The sequence below is a fragment of the Amycolatopsis sp. A1MSW2902 genome (genome assembly GCF_017312175.1).
GTDB classification, from domain to species: domain Bacteria; phylum Actinomycetota; class Actinomycetes; order Mycobacteriales; family Pseudonocardiaceae; genus Amycolatopsis; species Amycolatopsis nivea.
Genome location: NZ_QJPO01000001.1, coordinates 82,474 through 99,957, shown reverse-complemented (window position 1 = coordinate 99,957; position 17,484 = coordinate 82,474). Strand labels below are relative to the sequence as shown.

Genomic DNA, 17,484 nt, shown 5'->3' with positions numbered 1-17,484 from the left:
TTCGTGCTCGTGCTGGGCACGTTCATGGCGACGCTCGACAGCACGATCGTCTCCGTCGGCGTGGAGACGCTGGCGGAGCGGTTCGACGCCTCCGTCACGGAGGTCCAGTGGGTCACCACGGCGTATCTCCTCGCGGTGGTGACCGCCGTGCCCGCGTCCGGCTGGCTGGCCGCGCGGTTCGGCGGGCGGCGGACCTGGCTGACCGCAGTGGTCGTGTTCGTGGCGGCGTCGCTGTTGTGCGGGCTGGCGGGTTCGCTGCCGATGCTGGTCGCGTTCCGGGTGCTGCAAGGGCTGGCAGGCGGGTTGCTGCCGCCGACCGGACAGGCGCTGCTGGCGCGCGCGGCCGGGCCGGAGCGGATCGGGCGGCTGATCAGCGTCGTCGGCGTGGTGCCGTTGCTTTCGCCGGTGCTGGGCCCGCTGGCGAGCGGGGCGATTCTCGACGTCGCGGACTGGCCATGGCTGTTCTACGTCAACCTGCCGGTCGGCACCGTCGCTGTTCTGCTGGGGCTGCGGTATGTCGCGGCGGACGAGCCGACTGATCCGCGAGAGCCGTTCGATTTCCGTGGCGCCGCTTTGCTTTCCCCGGGGTTGGCCGCGGTGGTGTTCGGGCTGACCGGATTCTCCGACGGATATCCGCAATGGCTTTCCGCCACGGCGGTCGTGGTGGGTTTGCTGATGCTGGCTGCGTTCGTCCGGCACGGATTGCGAGTGCGGGCACCATTGCTGGACCCGCGTCTGTTTACGCGGCCGCCATTCGGAGCCGCGGCGCTGGCGCTGGTCGTGCTGGGCGCTTCGGTGTTCGGGACGATGTTCCTGCTGCCGTTGTATCTGCGCCGCGGTGCCGGACTGGGTGCGTGGGACACCGGATTGCTGTTGGTACCACAGGGAATCGGCGCTGCTGCGGGGTCGGTGCTGGTGCATCGGCTGGTGGATCGGCTGGCCCCGCGGACGCTCGTGGTGTCCGGAATCGGCTTGGTGGCGCTCGGAACCGCGGCGTTCACGCAGCTGGGTCCCGAACTTCCGGATGTCGTGTTGGTCATTTCCTTGTTGCTGCGGGGATTCGGGGCGGCGATGATCAGTGCGCCGGTGCTGGCGCTGGTGTATCGCAGCCTGGAGAAAACCCAGCTGCCGAAAGCGGCTGGTGCGTTGAATTTGCTGAACACTCTGGGCGGTTCGGTCGGGACCGCCGTGCTCGCGCTGGTGTTGCAGAACCGGCTGGCCGCACGGGGCGCGGATGTCGCGGCGGCCTTCGCGGACACGTTCTGGTGGGTGCTCGGGCTGGTCGTGGTGGCGGTTGCCGGGGCGGCGAGGCTGCCCAAGGAAAGGAGCCGGTAGATGCAGGACACGTTGCCCAGCCCGGTGGAGGTGACGGCAGGGATCGCGCCGGACATCGCCCGGCACCGCGAAACGGTCTCAGCGGTGCTGGACCGGCGCGATCCGCGGTTGCTGGTGATAGTGGGTCCGTGCTCGGTGCACGATCCCTCGGCGGCGCTGGAATACGCGGAGCTGCTCGCTGGTATGTCAGCTCGGTACGCCGACGATCTCGTGGTGGTTTTGCGGGCATACCTGGAGAAACCGCGGTCGGTGACCGGATGGACCGGCTTCCTGCCGGACCCGACGCTGGACGGCAAAGGCGATCTCGCCACCGGGGTCCGGCTGGGGCGGCAGTTCTTGCTCGACGCGGCCTCGACCGGGTTGCCGCTGGCGTACGAGTTCGTGGATCCGGTGCTGGCGCCGTACGTCGCGGACGCGGTGAGCTGGGGCGCGATCGGGGCGCGGACGGTCGCCAGCCAGCCGCACCGGCAGCTGGCGTCGTGGCTGCCGATGCCGATCGGGATGAAGAACTGCGTGTCCGGACGGCTGGGCCCCGCGGTGGACGCGATCCGCGCGGCCGGGGCGGCGCACGCATTCCCGGGACTCGGCGTCGACGGGCGGATGAAAACCTTGCGCAGCAGCGGAAATCCGGACGCGCACCTGGTCCTGCGCGGAGGCCCGGCGTCGAACTACGACGCGGCGTCGGTGGCCGAGGCGATGAAGGTGCTCGGGGAGGCGGGCTTGCCGCGAAGAGCGGTGGTCGACGCCTCGCACGGGAACAGCGGGAAGGACCACAACCGGCAGCCTGGCGTGGTCGCAGACGTGGCGGAACAGGTGCGCGACGGCGCTGCGGTGGCCGGGGTGATGATCGAGTCGTATCTGCGGGACGGGGCACAGGATCCGGAACGGGTGCCCGCCGACCGCGCGGTGAGCCGGACGGACGCTTGTCTCGGGTGGGAGCGGACGGTGCCGTTGCTGGAGACGCTGGCTCTGGCCGCCCGCGATCGGGCAGTACGGGTCTGATCGCCGCGGAGAGTGGTCCGTGAAGGGCTCCTTTGAGGCTGCAACGCCCTGACCTGGGTCGGAGCACGCTAGCTGGCCTCTCCTACACGGACGCCGATTGGCGGGCTGCGGGGCATCATCGGCGATTTGTTGGTGACGGAGCCGGCGCGGCGTCGGCTGCGCATCGATGTCCAGCGCGCACCGGACGCACGGCCACTGGCGCGCACCCTTGTGCAGTGACAGTCCGTTTCGGACTCCCGTGCTCGTTCACGGCGGGAGCCCGCTGGTCGCCGCCGAGGGCACCTCTTTGCACTTCCGGGATCAAGAGCCCAGTCGGTGCCGAACGTACTGCCGGGCAACGTCGGTGAGCCCGGGGAACGCGCCACGGTAGGCCCACATTCCGAAGGTCAGCACCGCGTATGCGGTCACCGCGTCGGCGGGGGCGTTTCTGTACGCCGGGATCGCGTTCGCCCATTCTTCGGCCTGTTGCGGGGTGTGGCCCTCGGCGGTGAGTCGCAGCACTAACGCGGCAGGGTCAAGCCATGGCGCGCCGATGCTCGACCACGCCCAGTCGACGATCCGCGCGCGGTCGGAGACGAGGATGTTGAGCGGGTGCAGGTCGCCGTGCACGAGGCTGTTGCCGTTGACGGCCTCGATCCCGCGTCGCTCCCAGTCCACCAGTTCGGGCAGGTGGTCCTTGTCCCAGCTGTCAAGTTCGCGGTCCGATTTGGACAGTCGACGCCACGGGGCGGACCATGCCCACTGGTCCGTGGACTGCTCCAGTTCGACGGGGGACGGAGTCAGCTCCCGTGTCATCGCAGCTACGGTCTCGGCGACCATCGGGAGGTCGGGCGAGCCCGGCGCGAGGCTGGGGTGATGGCCGGTGACGGCCTCGAATCCGAGCACCTGCCACCCGTCGGCGGTCACTTCCCAGAGGAGACGCGGCGCAGCAGAGTTCGGCCAGGCCCCGACCCGTGCTTCCGTCTGCTGCGCCCGCGCTCGCCGTGTGCCGGTCAGGACGCCCTTGACGAAGCAAGGGCCGTGCGCGGTCTGGAGCGTTGCCAGGAAATCGGAGTTCCGGCCGTTGTCCGGGGAAACCGTCGCGGCCACGGCACCCGTCCGTTCTTCGATCGCTCGCCGGACAGCGGTGGGAAGGTTCGCCCATTCCTGGCTGGCCAATGTCTGCCTCTTCGGTCTAGCTCCGCGCGGGAGACGGGGGCGGGTCGTCGGTGCAGCCGTTCTTGCATTGGGAGCACTTGGCGCATTTCGCCGCGCCAGTGAACCACAGGGGATTGTCCACCACGAACCCCGCCGCCCGGATCGCGTCGGTGGTTCGGCGCATCATGTCGACGAGCGGAACGTCCCCGGTTTCGTCGCTGTCATTCGGGACGTGGTGGATGAAACTTCCGGAAATCCGCTCGCAGAATTCCGCGTATTCGTGCGTGTACAGAATGAACGTGTGCCATCCGATGTCGACGGTTTCGCTCGGTGCGAGGGGGCGGCTGGTCCGGGCGCACGCCGCAAGAAACGCAAGCGCCTGGTCCATGACTCGTCCCGCGTACTCCAGAGAAACGACGTTCTCGTTCGAGATGCGGGCCCGGAGCCTGCGGAACATGTCCTCCGGGATGAGCCCCCGCCCGGTCATGTCCTCTGTCGCAACAATCATATGCGAACATCCTTCCGGTCTAGTTGCATCCGTTGCCTTGCGTGCCAACGGAAACTCGGCGGTCGTCGCCGGGCCACTACAGTCCGGCGGTCTTTTTCGTTGCCGCGTATGGAACCCGGCCGGTGCGGAACGTGTCGGGGAACGTCCGCACCGGCCGGGCGATCAAGAGAGAGCCTGCGGCAGCGGCGTGGCCGCAAGGCACCTCATGCACGGCATCCCGGCGGGCCCGTCGCACCATTCCAGGTCGCCGGTCCAGAACTCCGCGCCGCAGAGCGCGACTATGCGGCCGGGATAGTTGGCCGGTTCCGGGAACACGTGCATGACGCGAAATGTCTCGCAGACCGTGCCCGGGAGAGGTCTCCCCAGCATGATTCGCGCGGTCATCGTCTGCCCCTCGTGCCCGTACCAGCCCATGCCCTCTACCTTCGGGACCGGCGGGACCGATGAACAGACGTTTGCCGTCTACCGTCGTCTACAGTCAATGGCGAGCACAGGGGGTGGCGGATGGACGACCTCGCAGCACGGCTCCGGCGCGCACGCACCGACGCCGGGATGAGCCTGGCGGCTTTAGCCGCCCGTACCCACTTCAGCAAGCCGCTGCTCGGATTGCTCGAAACCGGGAAACGCACGATCAGCACGGAACACGTCGTCGCCTATTCCCGCGCCCTGTGCGTGCCCGTGACAGCCCTGTACGGGGCCCCGGACGACCCGCTGCGGGTCGCGCACGAATGGCTGGTGTCCGAGACCCCCGCAGCCCGGCACACGGCCGCTGGGCGACGCGTCGGCTCCAGCCTCGCCACCGAACTAGAGGAACGCGTGGTCGAGTTGCGCCACCTCGACGACGTGATCGGCGGGGGCGACCTCATCCCGCTCGTGCGTCGCGAACTCGCCGACGCCGAACGCGTAGTGAACGAGGCCAGCTACGACGAGGGCACCGGCCGCCGCCTGCTCACCGCAGTCGGCGAACTCGCGCAGCTCGCCGGATGGGTCGCCAGCGACGCCGGACAGTATGCCGAAGCACAACACGTGTACCTGTCCGGCGTGTCCGCCGCCCGCGACGCCGGAAACCGGGCACTCGCCGGGCAACTCCTGTCCAGCCTCAGCTACCAGATGGCGAACGTCGGCGACCCGGCCGACGCCGCCCTGCTCGCCCGGTCAGCCGTCGCCGGGGCCGACGACGCCACCCCCGTAGTCCGCGCACTGCTGCTGGAGCGGGTCGCGTGGGCATCCGCCCGGTCCCGCGACACCGACGGCACCCGACGCACCCTCGACGCCGTAGACGACGCCTACGCCGCCCGCAGTACCGGCACGGAGGAACCGGAATGGGTGTACTGGCTCGACCGGAACGAAATCGACGTGATGGCCGGACGCTGCCTCATCGAACTGGGCGAACCGGCACGCGCGGAACCCCTCATCACCCACGCCGTGGACGCCTACGCACCCGAGCACACCCGCGAAGTGGGGCTCTACCGCACGTGGATCGCCGAGGCGTACGCCCGTTCCGGCGAACTCGACGCCGCCCGCTCCGCCTTGCGCGCCGCCCGCAAGGCAGGCGACGGAGTCAACTCGACCCGGCTGGCCACCCGCGTCGAACAGATCTCCCGACTCGTCGGCGCGGACACGTAACCGGCGTCCCCGGTGCGAATCCGGTACAGACGACAACGGCAAACATCCCTCAACGCCGACAGCCGTTGAGGGGTGCTTTAGCTGGTCAAACGGGGCGCAACTAGAGGCCACCAGGTCAGGGCAGCAGATTGGCTCGGCGGGCGGCGTTGACGGCCTGGAGGCGGGTCTTCGCGTCCAGCTTCCGCATCGCGTTGCGCAGATAGCTTTTCACCGTCTCCGGGCCCAAGCCGAGCGCCGCCGCGATGTCCGCGTTCGTCTGCCCCGCCGCGGCCCCTTCGAGGACATCCAATTCGCGCGCCGACAAAGACGGCCCGCGGACCGGGTCGCCGGTCAGGGACTGGCACACCGCGTCGATGCGGGCGCGCAGTTCCGGGTCGGCGACCGCGGCGGCGATCCGGCGAAGCTCCGCGTGGCTTTCCCGGAGCGCTTCCAGTTCGGCCGGTTTCCCGGACGGCGCAGCTTCCGGTTCCGGGGCGAGCAGCTCCAGCCGCCGGCGTACTTCGGCGCGCACCGCCAGCTCCTGCTCCAGGTCACGGGCCACTTCGACCATCGCGGTGACCGACCGGTCGCCGAAGCGGACGTGCTCGCGGACCGCGCCGTAGAGCACCGCCCGGACGGTCCGGTGCACGATCACCGGCACCGCCATCACCGAGCGCACGCCCTCGGCCTTGACCGCCCGGTCGAAGTGGTGGCTGATCGCGTCGCTGGTGTAGTAGTCCGGCAGCACCACCGGTTTCCGCACGCCGATCGCGCGCCCGCCGAGGCCCTTGCCCTCCGCGACGACGAGGCCGAGCAGCGACGTGGTGGTGTTGCCGAGCAGTTCGGTCATCCGCAGCCGCTTGCCGTCCACGACCTCGCCGCCGAACGACAGCGGCACGCCCGCCGCGCTGCGCAGCCGGGCCAGGGCGCGGCGCACTTCGGCGGTGGTCTCGGCGGCACTCGTCACGGCAGGCACCCCACTTCGGCGGCACGGGAGGCTCCGGCAGGAGGTGCGATTCTACCCAGCGGCACCGCCGTTGTCGCCGTCCACGGGTCGAAACGCCTGGTCAGAGCACCGGCCGCGCCGGCTGGCGCGACCACCCCTGTTCGGGGGTGGTCGGCTGGCTGACCTGCGGTGACGATGTGCCGACACCGGCCGACGATGACCGTGGAGCAGCCCCGTGAGCCCTGAACGCACCATGTTCGACCTGTTGCAGACCTATGCCGCGCCGGACGCGGACGCGACCCGCCTGCTGTGCGGGCGGCATCCGGCCGACGCCGTCGCGTTCACCCTGGTCGAGGCCGACCTGAGCAGCCGCGACCTCACGTACGGCCAGCTCGAGGCCGCTTCCGCCCGGTTCGCCGCCGCGCTGGCCGCGCACGGTGTGCGTTCCGGCGACCGGGTCGCGACGCTCATGGGCAAGTCCGCCGAACTGGTCACCGCGCTGCTCGCGATCTGGCGGCTCGGCGCGGTCCACGTGCCGCTGTTCACCGCGTTCGCGCCGCCCGCGATCGCGCAGCGGATCGTCGGCAACGGGACCCGCGTCGTCGTGGTCGACGCAGGTCAGCGCGCCAAACTCGACCCCAGCGACGACCTGCCCGCCGACCCGTCGCGGATCATCGTGACGACCGGCGAAGCGTCCGGCGGCGATCTGTCGTTCGAGGCGCTGCTGGACGAACCCCACCCGCTGCCCGACCCGGTCGCGGTCGGCGGCGACGGCACGCTGGTGGAGATCTTCACCTCCGGCACGACCGGCACCCCGAAGGCGGTGCCGGTGCCGCTGCGCGGACTCGCCGGAATCCACTCCTACCAGGAGTTCGGCCTCGACCAGACCGACGAGGACGTCTTCTGGAACGCCGCCGACCCGGGCTGGGCGTACGGGCTGTACTTCGCGTTGCTCGGCCCGCTCGCGACCGGACGGCGCAGCATCCTCCTGCACGCCGGGTTCAGTCCCGAGCTGACCTGGCAGGTGCTCGAACGCTTCGGCGTCACCAACTTCACCGCCGGCCCCACGGTGTACCGCGCGCTGCGCAGCTCGGGCCTGCCGGTGCCGGCCGGCCTGCGGTTGCGGCACTGCTCGTCGGCCGGGGAGCCGCTGACGCCGGACGTCGTGACCTGGGCCGAGGAGGTCCTCGGCTGCCCGGTGCGCGACCACTACGGCCAGACCGAAACCGGCATGGTCGTCGGCAACGCCTGGCATCCGCACCTGATCGCGCCGGTCAAGACCGGTTCGATGGGACGGCCGCTGCCCGGGTTCGCCGTCGAGGTCCTGAAGGCGGGCAGCGACGAGATCGCGGAGGTCGGCGAGACCGGCCGCGTCGCGATCGACGTGTCCGCCAGCCCGCTGATGCCGTTCTCCGGCTACCGCGACGCCCCCGAGCGGACCGCGGAACGCTTCAGCGCCGACGGCCGCTGGTACTACACCGGCGACATCGCCGCCCGCGACCGCGACGGCTACCTGACCTTCGGCTCCCGCGACGACGACGTGATTCTCATGGCGGGCTACCGGATCGGCCCGTTCGAGGTGGAAAGCGCGCTGACGCAACACGAGGCCGTCGCAGAAGCCGCGGTGATCGGCGCGCCGGACGAGCTGCGCGGGGAACTGGTGGTGGCCTACGTCGTGCTGAACCCCGGTGCCGAGGCTTCGGACGAACTGGTCGACGAGCTGAAGCAGACGGTCAAAACCCGCCTGGCCGCGCATGTTTATCCGCGGCGCATCCACTTCGTGGCGGAACTGCCGAAGACGCCGAGCGGCAAGATCCAGCGCTTCGCCTTGCGGGGCCGGGAACTGAGCACCGCTTCGGGCTGAGTTTTCCGGCGGCCGGTGCCACACTGGCCCGATGCCGCCTGATCTGCACGGCCGGGTCGCCCTCGTCGCGGGGGCGACCCGCGGTGCCGGGCGGGGCATCGCCGCCGCGCTCGGCGAGGCCGGTGCGACCGTGATCTGCACCGGGCGCAGCAGCCGTCTCGAACTTAGGCGCTCGGATTACGCCCGGCCGGAGACGGTCGAGGAAACCGCTTCACTGGTATCCCAGCTCGGCGGGGTCGGCGTTCCGTTCGTCGCCGATCACCTGGACCACGACGACGTCCGCCGGCTGGCCGCTTTCGTCCGTGCTGAATACGGGCGGCTTCACGTGCTGGTCAACGACATCTGGGGCGCGGAGCGGCTCAAAGGCGGCCCGGCGGACTGGAACACGCCGGTGTGGGAACACGATCTCGACGCGGGGTTGCGGATTCTGCGGCTGGGTGTCGAGACGCATCTCGTGACGTCGCATTTCCTGCTGCCGCTGGTGATCCGCGAGCCGGGCGGCTTGGTGGTCGAGGTGACCGACGGGACTTCGGCGCACAATGCTTCGCGCTACCGGATTTCGGTGTTTTACGACCTGGCAAAGGCTTCGGTGAACCGGCTGGCGTTCTCGCAAGGACATGAACTCGCCGCTTACGGCGGGACGGCTGTCGCGGTGACGCCGGGGTGGCTGCGGTCGGAGATGATGCTCGACGCTTACGGGGTCACTGAGGAGAACTGGCGCTCGGCTTTGGCGACGGGGGCTCCTGCCGGGTTCGCGGAGTCGGAATCGCCCCGGTACGTGGGCCGCGGGGTGGCGGCGATGGCGGCGGATCCGGGGCGGGAACGGTGGAATCAGCGGTCGGTGAGTTCGGCGGAGCTGGCGCGGGAGTACGGGGTGACGGATGTGGACGGGCGGCAGCCGGACAGCTGGTGACATTCTCACGACACCAGATCCGGTGGCGGTCAGGCACCAGCGAGTCTCGGCAGGCCGCGCACTACGGCCGCATACTCCGCCGTGATCCGCGAGACAATCTCCGCTGCTGGAAGGATTTCCGTGATCAGCCCAGCCGACTGTCCGGCCTCCACCTTCCCCGTGGCGACATCGCCGTGCAGAGCAGCATCCTTCAACGACGAAGCCTGAAAAACCTTGCGCCGCAATGCCTCCTCAGCGCCGGAAGCTTCCAGCTCAGCCATCCGGGCGGTGAAATCGTTCGACAGTGCGCGAATCACCCCGAGCCCATGACCAACCGTCCGCGTGTCATCGACACCGGCGGCCATCACGGCCTCCTGATAAGCAGGGTGCACAGTAGCCTCGGAGCTCGCCAGGAACCGGGTCCCGAACTGGGCCGCACCGGCGCCCAAAGACAGCATCGCGGCCAGACCGGCGCCATCGGCAACCCCGCCGGAGGCGATCACGGGGAGCGAAGGCACGGCCGAAACCACAGCGCGAACCAAAACCTGCGTCGTGACCATCCCCGGCGGCGGATGCCCGCCCGCCTCGGCGCCGACTACCACCAAACCGTCGACACCGGCGGCAGCGGCCTTCAAGGCATGCGAGACACCGGCGACGACGTGCAGGCACCGGGTGCCGACGGCGTGGAACCGGTCCAAATACCGTCGTGGGCCGCCCTGGGAGGCGATCAGCACGGGAGGGCGGCGGGCGAGCAGGAGGTCGATCACCTCGTCGGCGCCAGCCCGGTAGAGCGGCAGGTTCACTGCCCACGGACGGTCGGTTCCGGCGGCCATTTCGTCCAGTACCCGCGCCAGATCGGGCAAGCGCATCGGACCGGCGGCGACGACGCCCAAGCCTCCGGCGTTCGACACCGCCAAGGGCAAAGCCGAGGACGACGAGGCCCACGACATCCCGGCCTGGATGATGGGCAGGTCCAAGTCCAGCAGATCGGTGACTGAAGTACGCAGCCGCGTCATGAGTTCTCCAGCAGGGCTCGGGCATAGCGAGCCAGTTGGTTCTTCTGCACCTTGGCGCTGGCGGTCATGCCGATCGCCTCGAAACCGTCCACAATGCGCAGATGCCGTGGGACTTTGAAGCCTGCTAAACGTTCTTTCGCCCACGCAAGCAGGTCTTCTTCCGAAATGCCCGGCGAAGTCAGGACGACGAAAGCGAAAGGCACTTCGATCAATCGCTCGTCGGGGACGCCGACGACTGCGGCCTGGCGGACGGCGGGATGCCGGTGCAGCACGTCCTCGACATCGGCGGGCGCGACGTTCTCCCCGCCCACCCGGATGATTTCCTTGGTGCGGCCGGTGAAATGGAACCGGCCCGAGTCGTCGAGCAGACCGACGTCTCCGGTGGACAGCCAACCCTCGGCGTCGATGGTTTCGGCGGTCCGCACGGGGTCGTCCAGATAGCCTTGCATGACGTTCCAGCCCCGCACCAGCACCGAGCCGGGTTCGCCGGGGGCGCAGTCGCGGGCGTCGTCCAGGGACCGGATGCGGATTTCCACGCCTGGTTCGGGGGCCATGGCTCCGGAGGCGCGGATTTCTTCCGGTTCCCACCAGGCGGATTGGGCGACATTCGGCGACGCCTCGGAAAGTCCGTACCCGGCAACGCATTCGCGCGCGCCGAGTTCGTCGATGACGCGACGGACGACGGTGGGGGACGCGGCGACCCAGGCACCGCGCAGGGAGAGGCGGCGGTGCGGGCGGTCGGGGTGGTTGAGCAGGAGCAGGGCGATGGTGTCGTTGCCGGAGAAGTGCGTGCAGCGCTCGGCTTCCAGCAAGCGCAACGCTTCCGCTGGCTCGAATTTCGGCATCGTCACCAAGGTGGTGGCGTGCTGCAGGGAAGCCAGCACCGACAGGGTGCTTCCGGCGACGTGGAAGAACGGGCGCGCGGAATGGAACCGGTCGCCGGGGCGCAAACCCATGCGGGCACCGGAAAAGAAAGCGTCAGCGCACATGCTGCGGTGGGTCAGGAGAACGCCTTTGGGACGCGACGTCGTGCCGGAGGTGTATTGCACGAGAAGGAGATCGTCCGGCGTGGCAACGGGTTCAGCAGGAGAACCGGCGGCCAGGAAATCGGTCCAGCTGTCTTGGCCCAGGATGATGATCCGCTGCAAAGAAGGCAGAGTGGCGCAGCCGGGTTCAATACCGGCGTCGGAGAACAGCGCGGGGAAGTCGACGTTCAAGACGCGCTCGGCGGCGAACAGCGTGCTGACGCCGGAGTGCGCAAGCGTGTAGTGCACCTCGTCGGCGGTGAAGCGCGTGTTCACCGGGACGACTAGCGCGCCAAGAGAACCCAACGCCAGGAACAGCGTGACCCACTCGGGAGTATTGCCCAGGCAGAGCCCGACCCGGGAGCCTCGGCCAATTCCCGAGGCGGCCAAGGCGCCGCGCACCCGGGCGACCTCGGCGGCCAGTTCCCGGTAGGTGATCCGGGCCTCGGCGGTGACGACGGCCTCGACGTCGGGGGCCAGGAGCGCGGCCCGGGCGAGGGCGTCCTGGACGGTGAGCGGGCAGGCGGTGCGCAGGTCGGTCATCGGGTCTCTCCAGTGAACCGGGCGACGCCGTCGCGCCAGCTGCCGTCGGCGAGGTTCTGTTCGATGGCGGACATTTCGATCCGGATGCCGCGGTCCAGGTCGGTTTCCGAACCCAGGTCGACCGCCCGTTTGGTCAGGGCGATCGCGCCGGGCGGGGCGGCGGCGATGGCGGCGGCCACCTCGGTTCCGGCGGCAGCGAGGTCGGGGACGACGCGGTTGACCAAGCCGAGCGCAGCGGCTTCTGCGGCGGGCAAAGGCGTGTTGGTGAACAACAGTTCCTTGGCCCGCCGTTTGCCGATGGCTCGCTGAAGCCGTTGGGTCGCGCCGACGGTGCCCCAATGCGGTTCAGGGAACCGGAAAACGGTGCCCGTGGCGGCGAGGGCGAAGTCGGCGGCGAGGGTGATTTCCCCACCGGAGCCGACGACAGTTCCGTGCACCAACGCGACAACGGGACAGCGGCAGGCCTCGATCGCCGCGTAAGCCGCGAAGGACGCGACTCGGCGGCGGCGCACCCAGGCAGCGTCCTTGCCGGTCCGTTCCTTCAAGTCCGCCCCGGCGCAGAAGACCGGACCGGCACCGCTGAGCAGAACTACCCGGGCATCTGAGATATCAACGGCGTCGAAGGCTTCCTTCAGCGCGTGGCACATCGCGAGGTCCACGGCATTGCGCGCCGACGGGCGGGCCAGTTCGACGCGGGCGATTCCGTCGGTGACATCCAGCGTCACGCGTTCGTTCATCAGATCACTCCCGCGGCCCGCAGGCCCTCGATCTCGTTGTCCGACAGTCCCGCCAGATCGCGCAGCACGACGTCGGTGTCCGCGCCGAGCACCGGAGGCGTTCCCGGCGCCGGGGCGTCTCCGGAAGTCTCGCGCAACGGCGTCCGCAGCGCTGGGAACGATCCTTCGACGGGATGCGTGAACTCCCCGACGACCCCCCGCGCGACGGCGTGCGGATCGGCCAGCGCCTCGCGGACCGAACGCACCGCGCCAGCGGGGACCTCGGCCGCCTGCAGTTCTTTGACCAGCTGGTCCCGGTCGTGCTGGGCGATCGCGCCGCGCAGCGCCTTCATGACGCGCGCGCGATGTTCGACGCGACCCGCGTTGTGCGCCAGCGAAGGGTCAGCGGCCAAAGTGGACAATCCGAGCACGGTGCACAGCGGCTGCCAATGCTGGTCGCTGCCGCTGATGTGCAGCCATTCTCCGTCCCCGGCCTGGAACGCCGCCGACGGCACCCGTCCAGGATGCTCGGTCCCGGTGCGGACCGGGTCCTCGCCGAGCGCGAACAGCCGCGCCGCGTTCAAGGCGTGCAGGCTGAGCTGGACGTCCATCATGGCGACGTCGAGGTGCCGGCCGCGACCGTCGGACGAACGCCCGGCGAGCCCGGTCAGCACGGCGATCACCACCCACAGCCCGGACGTCAGGTCCGCCACCGGCACCCCGGTTTTCGCGGGCGGACCAGCGGGATCGCCGGTCATCGCCATCACGCCGGACAGCGCCTGGAACACCGTGTCGTAGCCCTTGCGGTACGCGTCCGGCCCGGTCTGGCCGAAGCCGGTCGCGGACACCAGCACGAGGCCCGGGTTCGCCGCGGACAGTTCGGCGTAGCCGAGACCGAGCCGGTCGAGCGTGCCGGGCAGGAAGTTCTCCACGACGACGTCGGCACGCGCGGCCAGCTTCCGGACGACGTCGCGGCCGCGCGGGTCCTTCAAGTCCACAGTGACTGATTGCTTGCCACGGTTGAAGGCGAAGAAGTACGCGCTCTCGCCGTGCGGCAGCCGGGGTTCGAAGCCGCGGGTTTCGTCGCCGGTGCCAGGGCGTTCGACCTTGATCACGGTCGCGCCAAGCTCGGCGAGGATCTGGGTGGCCAGCGGCGCGGCGAGGACCCGCGAGAGGTCCAGGACCGTGACTCCGGCGAGCGGGCCGGTCATGAGCGGAACCCGCGCATCAGGGCGTTGACGTCCTGGCCGGCGCGCATCGCGGCGTCCGTCGGCAGGTCCGCGACGCGGTAGAAGAGGTCCTTCGCGGCAGCGAGCGCCCGAGGTTCGACCGAGGCCCAGCGCTGCGCGACGGCGAGCGCGGCGGGCACGATCTCGGCAGGTTCGACCACCTGGTTCACCAGCCCGTACGACAGGGCTTCCGCGGCGGTGAGCAGCCGGCCGGTGCTGACCAGCTCGAACGCCAGCTTCCGGCCGAGATGCCGGACCAGCCCGGTCATCACCAGCGCGGGCACGATCGAATGCTTCAGCTCGGGGTAGCCGAACTTCAGGTCCGACCCGGCGACCACCAGGTCCGCTCCGATCGCGAGACCGGCACCGCCGCCGACCGCCGCCCCGCGCACCGCGCTGACGACCGGAACCGGCAGCTGCTGCATGCGCGTCTGGAGCCGGGCGGTGAGCGCGGCACGCTCGAGAACGGCCTCCGGCTGGTCCGGCGTGAGCGACGAGAACTCGTTCAGATCGGCTCCGGCGCAGAACCCGCGCCCGGCCCCAGTCAAAACGACGGCGCGGACGCTCGGGTCTCGGCCGGCTTCGTCAAGCGCGGTGTCGAGCGCCCGGGTGAGCGCAGTGTCGAGCGCGTTGAGTTTGTCCGGCCGGTTCAACGTGAGGACGCGGACGGCGTCGTGATTTTCAGTCAGCAGCACAGGTTTCTCCCCGAAGAAAAGTCAGGCGGACGCGAAGCCGGCGCGGGCGACCATGCTGTGCAGCGGGCGGCCGAGCGCTTCTTCGCAGGCCGCGGACGCCGCGGCGAGCTGGTCGAGATCGAGGCCGGTGTCGACGCCCATCGCGGCGAACAGGCTGGCCAGGTCCTCGGTGCACACGTTGCCGGTGAGCCCGGCCCCGTAGCCGATCTTCGCCGGATGCCCGCCGACGCCGCCCATCGCGGAATCGAAATGCCGGCACCCGGCTTCCAGCGCGGCGACAGCGTTCGCGATCCCGGTCCCGCGCGTGTTGTGCAGGTGCGCGACTAGCGGCAGGTCCGGGTGTTCGCGGGACAACCGGGTGTACAGCGCGCGCACCGAACCCGGAGTCGCGACGCCGGTGGTGTCGCCCAAGGTCACCAAGCTCGCGCCGAGGTCGGCGAACCGCGCGACGTCCTCGGCCACCCGGCCCGGGTCGACCTTGCCCTCGAACGGGCAGCCGAACGCCACCGAAACCACTCCGACCAGGCGAAACCGGCCGTCGGCGAGCTTGACCATCTCGGTCACGCGTTCCCATTGACCGGCGCGCGTGGTGCGCAGATTCCGCTCGGTGTGCGCTTCGGTGGCGGACACCAGCAGGCTCAGCTCTTCGGCGCCGTGCCCGGCGTCGAGGTCCGCGAGCGCACGTTCGACGGCGCGCGGGTTCGGGCAGGTCGCCTTGAACGCGACGCCCGGGTGCCGGTCGATCCCGGCTAGCACCTCGGACGCGTCGGAGAACCCGGGCACCCGCGCCGGGTGGCTGTAGCTGGTCGCCTCGATCCGGCGGAAACCGGTGCGCGCGAACGCGTTCAGCAGCGCGATCTTCGTCGCGGTCGGCACGGGCTCCGGCTCGTGCTGCAGCCCGTCGCGGGCGAAGCACTCGCAGATCGTGACGGCGTCGGACATCCTGGGCCCACCTCCTCGTCGGTGGCTCCAGAAGTACGCGAGGGTGTTGATAAAGTCAACACTACTCGGCGGCTGGGTGAGCCCGCTCACTCTCCTCGACGGCCAGCGCGTGCTCGGCCAGCTTGTCCAGCGCGCGGTCCAGCACGCGCGCCTCCTCGCCGGTCAGGGTGGCGAGGAAGTCCGCGTCGCGCTCGTTGGCGGCGGTGATCAGGCCGCGGTACACCCGGGTGCCCTCGGCGGTCAGCGCCAGCTGCGACGTGCGCCCTGACCCGGCGGTGCGGTTCACCAGCCCGCGGTCGGTCAGCCGGCTGACCACGCGGCTCATCTGCGCTTTGTCGAGTCCGGCGCGGCGGGCGAGCCGGTTGAGCGTGAGCGTCGGGTCGGCCGCGATGAGCGCGATCGCGCGCCATTCGCCGAGGCTCACGTCGAAGTCCCGCCGGTAGCGCACCGCGGCGCTGCGCGACATCGCCGACGACGTGCGCGAGAGCCGGTAGGACAGCAGTCCGGAGATGGGGACCAGGTCGTGTCCGTCTGCGCGTTCGGCCATGGCCGTGCATCGTAGCCGTTACCCGCTGGGTGTTGACAAACTCAACACTCGATGCGGAGACTGCCACTCGCCCGATCCGGACGAAGGAGTCTCAGCCGTGGCCGAACCATCCGCTGTCACCGGCGCTCCGGCAACCGCCGCCGTCGACCGCAAAGCGACCTATCGCACGATCGCCCGGCGCGTCATGCCGCTGCTGGTGCTGTGTTACGTCGTGAGCTACATCGACCGCACCAACATCGGGATCGCGCAGCAGGGCCTGAAACGGGATCTCGGCTTCGGCCCGGCGGTGTACGGGCTCGGCGTCACGCTGTTCTTCGTCGGCTTCATCCTCTTCGAAGTCCCGAGCAACGCGCTGCTCGCCCGCATCGGCGCGCGCAAAACGCTCGCCCGCATCATGGCCACCTGGGGCGTGATGACCGTGGTGACCTTGTTCGTGCAGAACGAGGTCATGTTCTACGCCGCGCGCTTCCTGCTCGGCGTCGCGGAAGCCGGGTTCTTCCCCGGCGCGCTGTATCTGCTGTCGCTGTGGTTCCCGTCGTCGCGGCGGACGCGGATGACGGCCGTGTTCTTCATCGGCATCCCGGTGTCCGGCGCGCTCGGGTCGGTGATGTCGGGTTGGATCATGCACTCGCTCGGCGGCGTCGGCGGGCTCGCGGACTGGCAGTGGCTGTTCCTGATCGAAGGGATCCCGCCGATCCTGCTGGCCGGGCTCGTGCTGCTCTTCGTCACCGACGGCCCGGAGCAGGCGAAGTGGCTCACCGCGGACCAGAAGGCGGCCGTGCGCGCCGACCTCGACGCGGACTTGCGCGACAAGGGGGAGACGAAGCAGAAGCACAGCGGACTGCTGCTCGCCCTGCGCGACCCGAAGGTCTGGATCCTCGGGCTCTGCGCGTGCGGCGCGTACACGCTGGCGAACGCCGTCTCGTACTGGACGCCGCGGATCATCGCCAACGCCGGCGTCGGCAACGTGCTGAACCTCGGCTTCTTCTCGGCGATCCCGCCGCTGCTCGGCATCGTGGTGATGCTGCTGGTCGGCAGGCATTCCGACCGCACCCTGGAACGGCGCTGGCACGCGGCGACGAGCTGGATCGTGGCAGTGTTCGCGATGCTGGCGATCTCGGTGTCCGGCGGCAATGTCGTGGTGGTCATCCTGCTGCTCGCGGTGATGGCGGCCGCGCACTACTCGGGGCTGACGGTGTTCTACTCGATCCCGTCGATCTACCTGACCGACCGGGCCGCGGCGACCGGGATCGCGGTCGTGACGTCGATGGGCTCGTTCGCCGCCGCCGCTTCGCCGTCGCTGCTCGGGTTCATCGAGTCGTCGACCGGGAGCCTGTCGCTGGGGCTGCAGATCAGCGCGGGCATCATCCTGCTCGCCGTCGTGGTGCTGCTGGTCGGCGTCCGCCCCGGCGATCTTCGCGAACGGCGGCGCTGACCCTCCAAAGTGTGCCTTTCGGCACGCGGCAGCCCGTCCGACCTCGG

At 69.9% G+C, this 17,484-nt stretch carries 17 protein-coding genes; 6 read left to right on the top strand and 11 right to left on the bottom strand.

Annotated elements, in window-relative coordinates; all coding sequences use genetic code 11:
• Positions 1-24 precede the first annotated feature (24 nt).
• On the top strand, positions 25-1,335 hold the full coding sequence (locus DMP23_RS00555; RefSeq protein WP_443111325.1) for a DHA2 family efflux MFS transporter permease subunit: 1,311 nt from the start codon (positions 25-27) through the stop codon (positions 1,333-1,335).
• On the top strand, positions 1,336-2,337 hold the full coding sequence (locus tag DMP23_RS00550; protein WP_337819794.1) for a 3-deoxy-7-phosphoheptulonate synthase: 1,002 nt from the start codon (positions 1,336-1,338) through the stop codon (positions 2,335-2,337). It abuts the gene before it with no gap.
• A gap of 300 nt (positions 2,338-2,637) precedes the next feature.
• Here the strand turns inward: DMP23_RS00550 and DMP23_RS00545 are convergent, their stop codons facing one another.
• The 3 genes from DMP23_RS00545 to DMP23_RS00535 all read right to left on the bottom strand — a co-directional run bounded on the left by DMP23_RS00545 (position 2,638) and on the right by DMP23_RS00535 (position 4,396).
• On the bottom strand, positions 2,638-3,426 hold the full coding sequence (locus DMP23_RS00545) for a phosphotransferase family protein (RefSeq protein WP_337824334.1): 789 nt from the start codon (positions 3,424-3,426) through the stop codon (positions 2,638-2,640).
• An 85-nt stretch (positions 3,427-3,511) separates the two neighbouring features.
• Positions 3,512-3,982, bottom strand: coding sequence for a glycine-rich domain-containing protein (locus tag DMP23_RS00540; RefSeq protein WP_337819793.1), 471 nt, complete (start codon positions 3,980-3,982; stop codon positions 3,512-3,514).
• A 162-nt stretch (positions 3,983-4,144) separates the two neighbouring features.
• Positions 4,145-4,396, bottom strand: coding sequence for a hypothetical protein (locus DMP23_RS00535; protein ID WP_337819792.1), 252 nt, complete (start codon positions 4,394-4,396; stop codon positions 4,145-4,147).
• A gap of 90 nt (positions 4,397-4,486) precedes the next feature.
• On the opposite strand from DMP23_RS00535, the gene DMP23_RS00530 reads away from it, so the two are divergent.
• Positions 4,487-5,608 carry a helix-turn-helix domain-containing protein gene (locus tag DMP23_RS00530; RefSeq protein WP_337819791.1) on the top strand — a complete coding sequence of 374 codons (1,122 nt, stop codon included), beginning with the start codon at positions 4,487-4,489 and terminating at the stop codon, positions 5,606-5,608.
• A gap of 115 nt (positions 5,609-5,723) precedes the next feature.
• Here the strand turns inward: DMP23_RS00530 and DMP23_RS00525 are convergent, their stop codons facing one another.
• Entirely contained in the window at positions 5,724-6,554 is an 831-nt protein-coding gene (locus tag DMP23_RS00525) for a helix-turn-helix transcriptional regulator (protein ID WP_037819805.1), read from the bottom strand.
• A gap of 214 nt (positions 6,555-6,768) precedes the next feature.
• Here DMP23_RS00525 and DMP23_RS00520 point away from each other — a divergent pair, with 214 nt between their 5' ends.
• On the top strand, positions 6,769-8,397 hold the full coding sequence (locus tag DMP23_RS00520) for an AMP-binding protein (protein WP_443111239.1): 1,629 nt from the start codon (positions 6,769-6,771) through the stop codon (positions 8,395-8,397).
• Positions 8,398-8,428: 31 nt separating this feature from the next.
• Positions 8,429-9,310 (top strand): SDR family oxidoreductase, encoded by an 882-nt coding sequence (locus tag DMP23_RS00515; RefSeq protein WP_337819790.1) that lies wholly within the window; start codon positions 8,429-8,431, stop codon positions 9,308-9,310.
• Between the two features lie 29 nt (positions 9,311-9,339).
• Here the strand turns inward: DMP23_RS00515 and DMP23_RS00510 are convergent, their stop codons facing one another.
• The 7 genes from DMP23_RS00510 to DMP23_RS00480 form a co-directional block, all read right to left on the bottom strand.
• A complete protein-coding gene (locus DMP23_RS00510) occupies positions 9,340-10,305 on the bottom strand; it encodes an NAD(P)H-dependent flavin oxidoreductase (protein WP_337819789.1) in 966 nt (321 codons plus the stop codon).
• Positions 10,302-11,873, bottom strand: a complete 1,572-nt coding sequence (locus DMP23_RS00505; protein ID WP_337819788.1) for an AMP-binding protein — start codon at positions 11,871-11,873, stop codon at positions 10,302-10,304. The genes DMP23_RS00510 and DMP23_RS00505 overlap by 4 nt, the downstream gene beginning before the upstream one ends.
• A complete protein-coding gene (locus DMP23_RS00500) occupies positions 11,870-12,610 on the bottom strand; it encodes an enoyl-CoA hydratase/isomerase family protein (protein WP_037819790.1) in 741 nt (246 codons plus the stop codon). Before DMP23_RS00500 ends, DMP23_RS00505 begins: the two co-directional genes overlap by 4 nt.
• Positions 12,610-13,800 carry a CaiB/BaiF CoA transferase family protein gene (locus DMP23_RS00495; protein ID WP_337819787.1) on the bottom strand — a complete coding sequence of 397 codons (1,191 nt, stop codon included), beginning with the start codon at positions 13,798-13,800 and terminating at the stop codon, positions 12,610-12,612. The genes DMP23_RS00500 and DMP23_RS00495 overlap by 1 nt, the downstream gene beginning before the upstream one ends.
• Entirely contained in the window at positions 13,797-14,513 is a 717-nt protein-coding gene (locus DMP23_RS00490; protein ID WP_337819786.1) for an enoyl-CoA hydratase/isomerase family protein, read from the bottom strand. Before DMP23_RS00490 ends, DMP23_RS00495 begins: the two co-directional genes overlap by 4 nt.
• Before the next feature lie 21 nt (positions 14,514-14,534).
• Complete coding sequence (locus tag DMP23_RS00485) at positions 14,535-15,455, bottom strand: hydroxymethylglutaryl-CoA lyase (protein ID WP_337819785.1); 921 nt, start codon at positions 15,453-15,455, stop codon at positions 14,535-14,537.
• A 61-nt stretch (positions 15,456-15,516) separates the two neighbouring features.
• Positions 15,517-16,002: a MarR family winged helix-turn-helix transcriptional regulator gene (locus tag DMP23_RS00480; protein ID WP_037819777.1), complete on the bottom strand. Its 486-nt coding sequence runs from the start codon at positions 16,000-16,002 to the stop codon at positions 15,517-15,519.
• 97 nt (positions 16,003-16,099) lie between these two features.
• On the opposite strand from DMP23_RS00480, the gene DMP23_RS00475 reads away from it, so the two are divergent.
• On the top strand, positions 16,100-17,437 hold the full coding sequence (locus DMP23_RS00475) for an MFS transporter (RefSeq protein ID WP_337819784.1): 1,338 nt from the start codon (positions 16,100-16,102) through the stop codon (positions 17,435-17,437).
• Positions 17,438-17,484 lie beyond the last annotated feature (47 nt).

What these genes read in the sequence shown, in the direction of transcription:
- DMP23_RS00555 (WP_443111325.1), top strand. Translation starts at nt 25, where the DNA reads ATGGCGACGCTCGACAGCACGATCGTCTCCGTCGGCGTGGAGACGCTG.
- DMP23_RS00550 (WP_337819794.1), top strand. Translation starts at nt 1,336, where the DNA reads ATGCAGGACACGTTGCCCAGCCCGGTGGAGGTGACGGCAGGGATCGCG.
- DMP23_RS00540 (WP_337819793.1), bottom strand. Translation starts at nt 3,982, where the DNA reads ATGATTGTTGCGACAGAGGACATGACCGGGCGGGGGCTCATCCCGGAG.
- DMP23_RS00535 (WP_337819792.1), bottom strand. Translation starts at nt 4,396, where the DNA reads ATGGGCTGGTACGGGCACGAGGGGCAGACGATGACCGCGCGAATCATG.
- DMP23_RS00530 (WP_337819791.1), top strand. Translation starts at nt 4,487, where the DNA reads ATGGACGACCTCGCAGCACGGCTCCGGCGCGCACGCACCGACGCCGGG.
- DMP23_RS00515 (WP_337819790.1), top strand. Translation starts at nt 8,429, where the DNA reads ATGCCGCCTGATCTGCACGGCCGGGTCGCCCTCGTCGCGGGGGCGACC.
- DMP23_RS00510 (WP_337819789.1), bottom strand. Translation starts at nt 10,305, where the DNA reads ATGACGCGGCTGCGTACTTCAGTCACCGATCTGCTGGACTTGGACCTG.
- DMP23_RS00505 (WP_337819788.1), bottom strand. Translation starts at nt 11,873, where the DNA reads ATGACCGACCTGCGCACCGCCTGCCCGCTCACCGTCCAGGACGCCCTC.
- DMP23_RS00500 (WP_037819790.1), bottom strand. Translation starts at nt 12,610, where the DNA reads ATGAACGAACGCGTGACGCTGGATGTCACCGACGGAATCGCCCGCGTC.
- DMP23_RS00495 (WP_337819787.1), bottom strand. Translation starts at nt 13,800, where the DNA reads ATGACCGGCCCGCTCGCCGGAGTCACGGTCCTGGACCTCTCGCGGGTC.
- DMP23_RS00485 (WP_337819785.1), bottom strand. Translation starts at nt 15,455, where the DNA reads ATGTCCGACGCCGTCACGATCTGCGAGTGCTTCGCCCGCGACGGGCTG.
- DMP23_RS00480 (WP_037819777.1), bottom strand. Translation starts at nt 16,002, where the DNA reads ATGGCCGAACGCGCAGACGGACACGACCTGGTCCCCATCTCCGGACTG.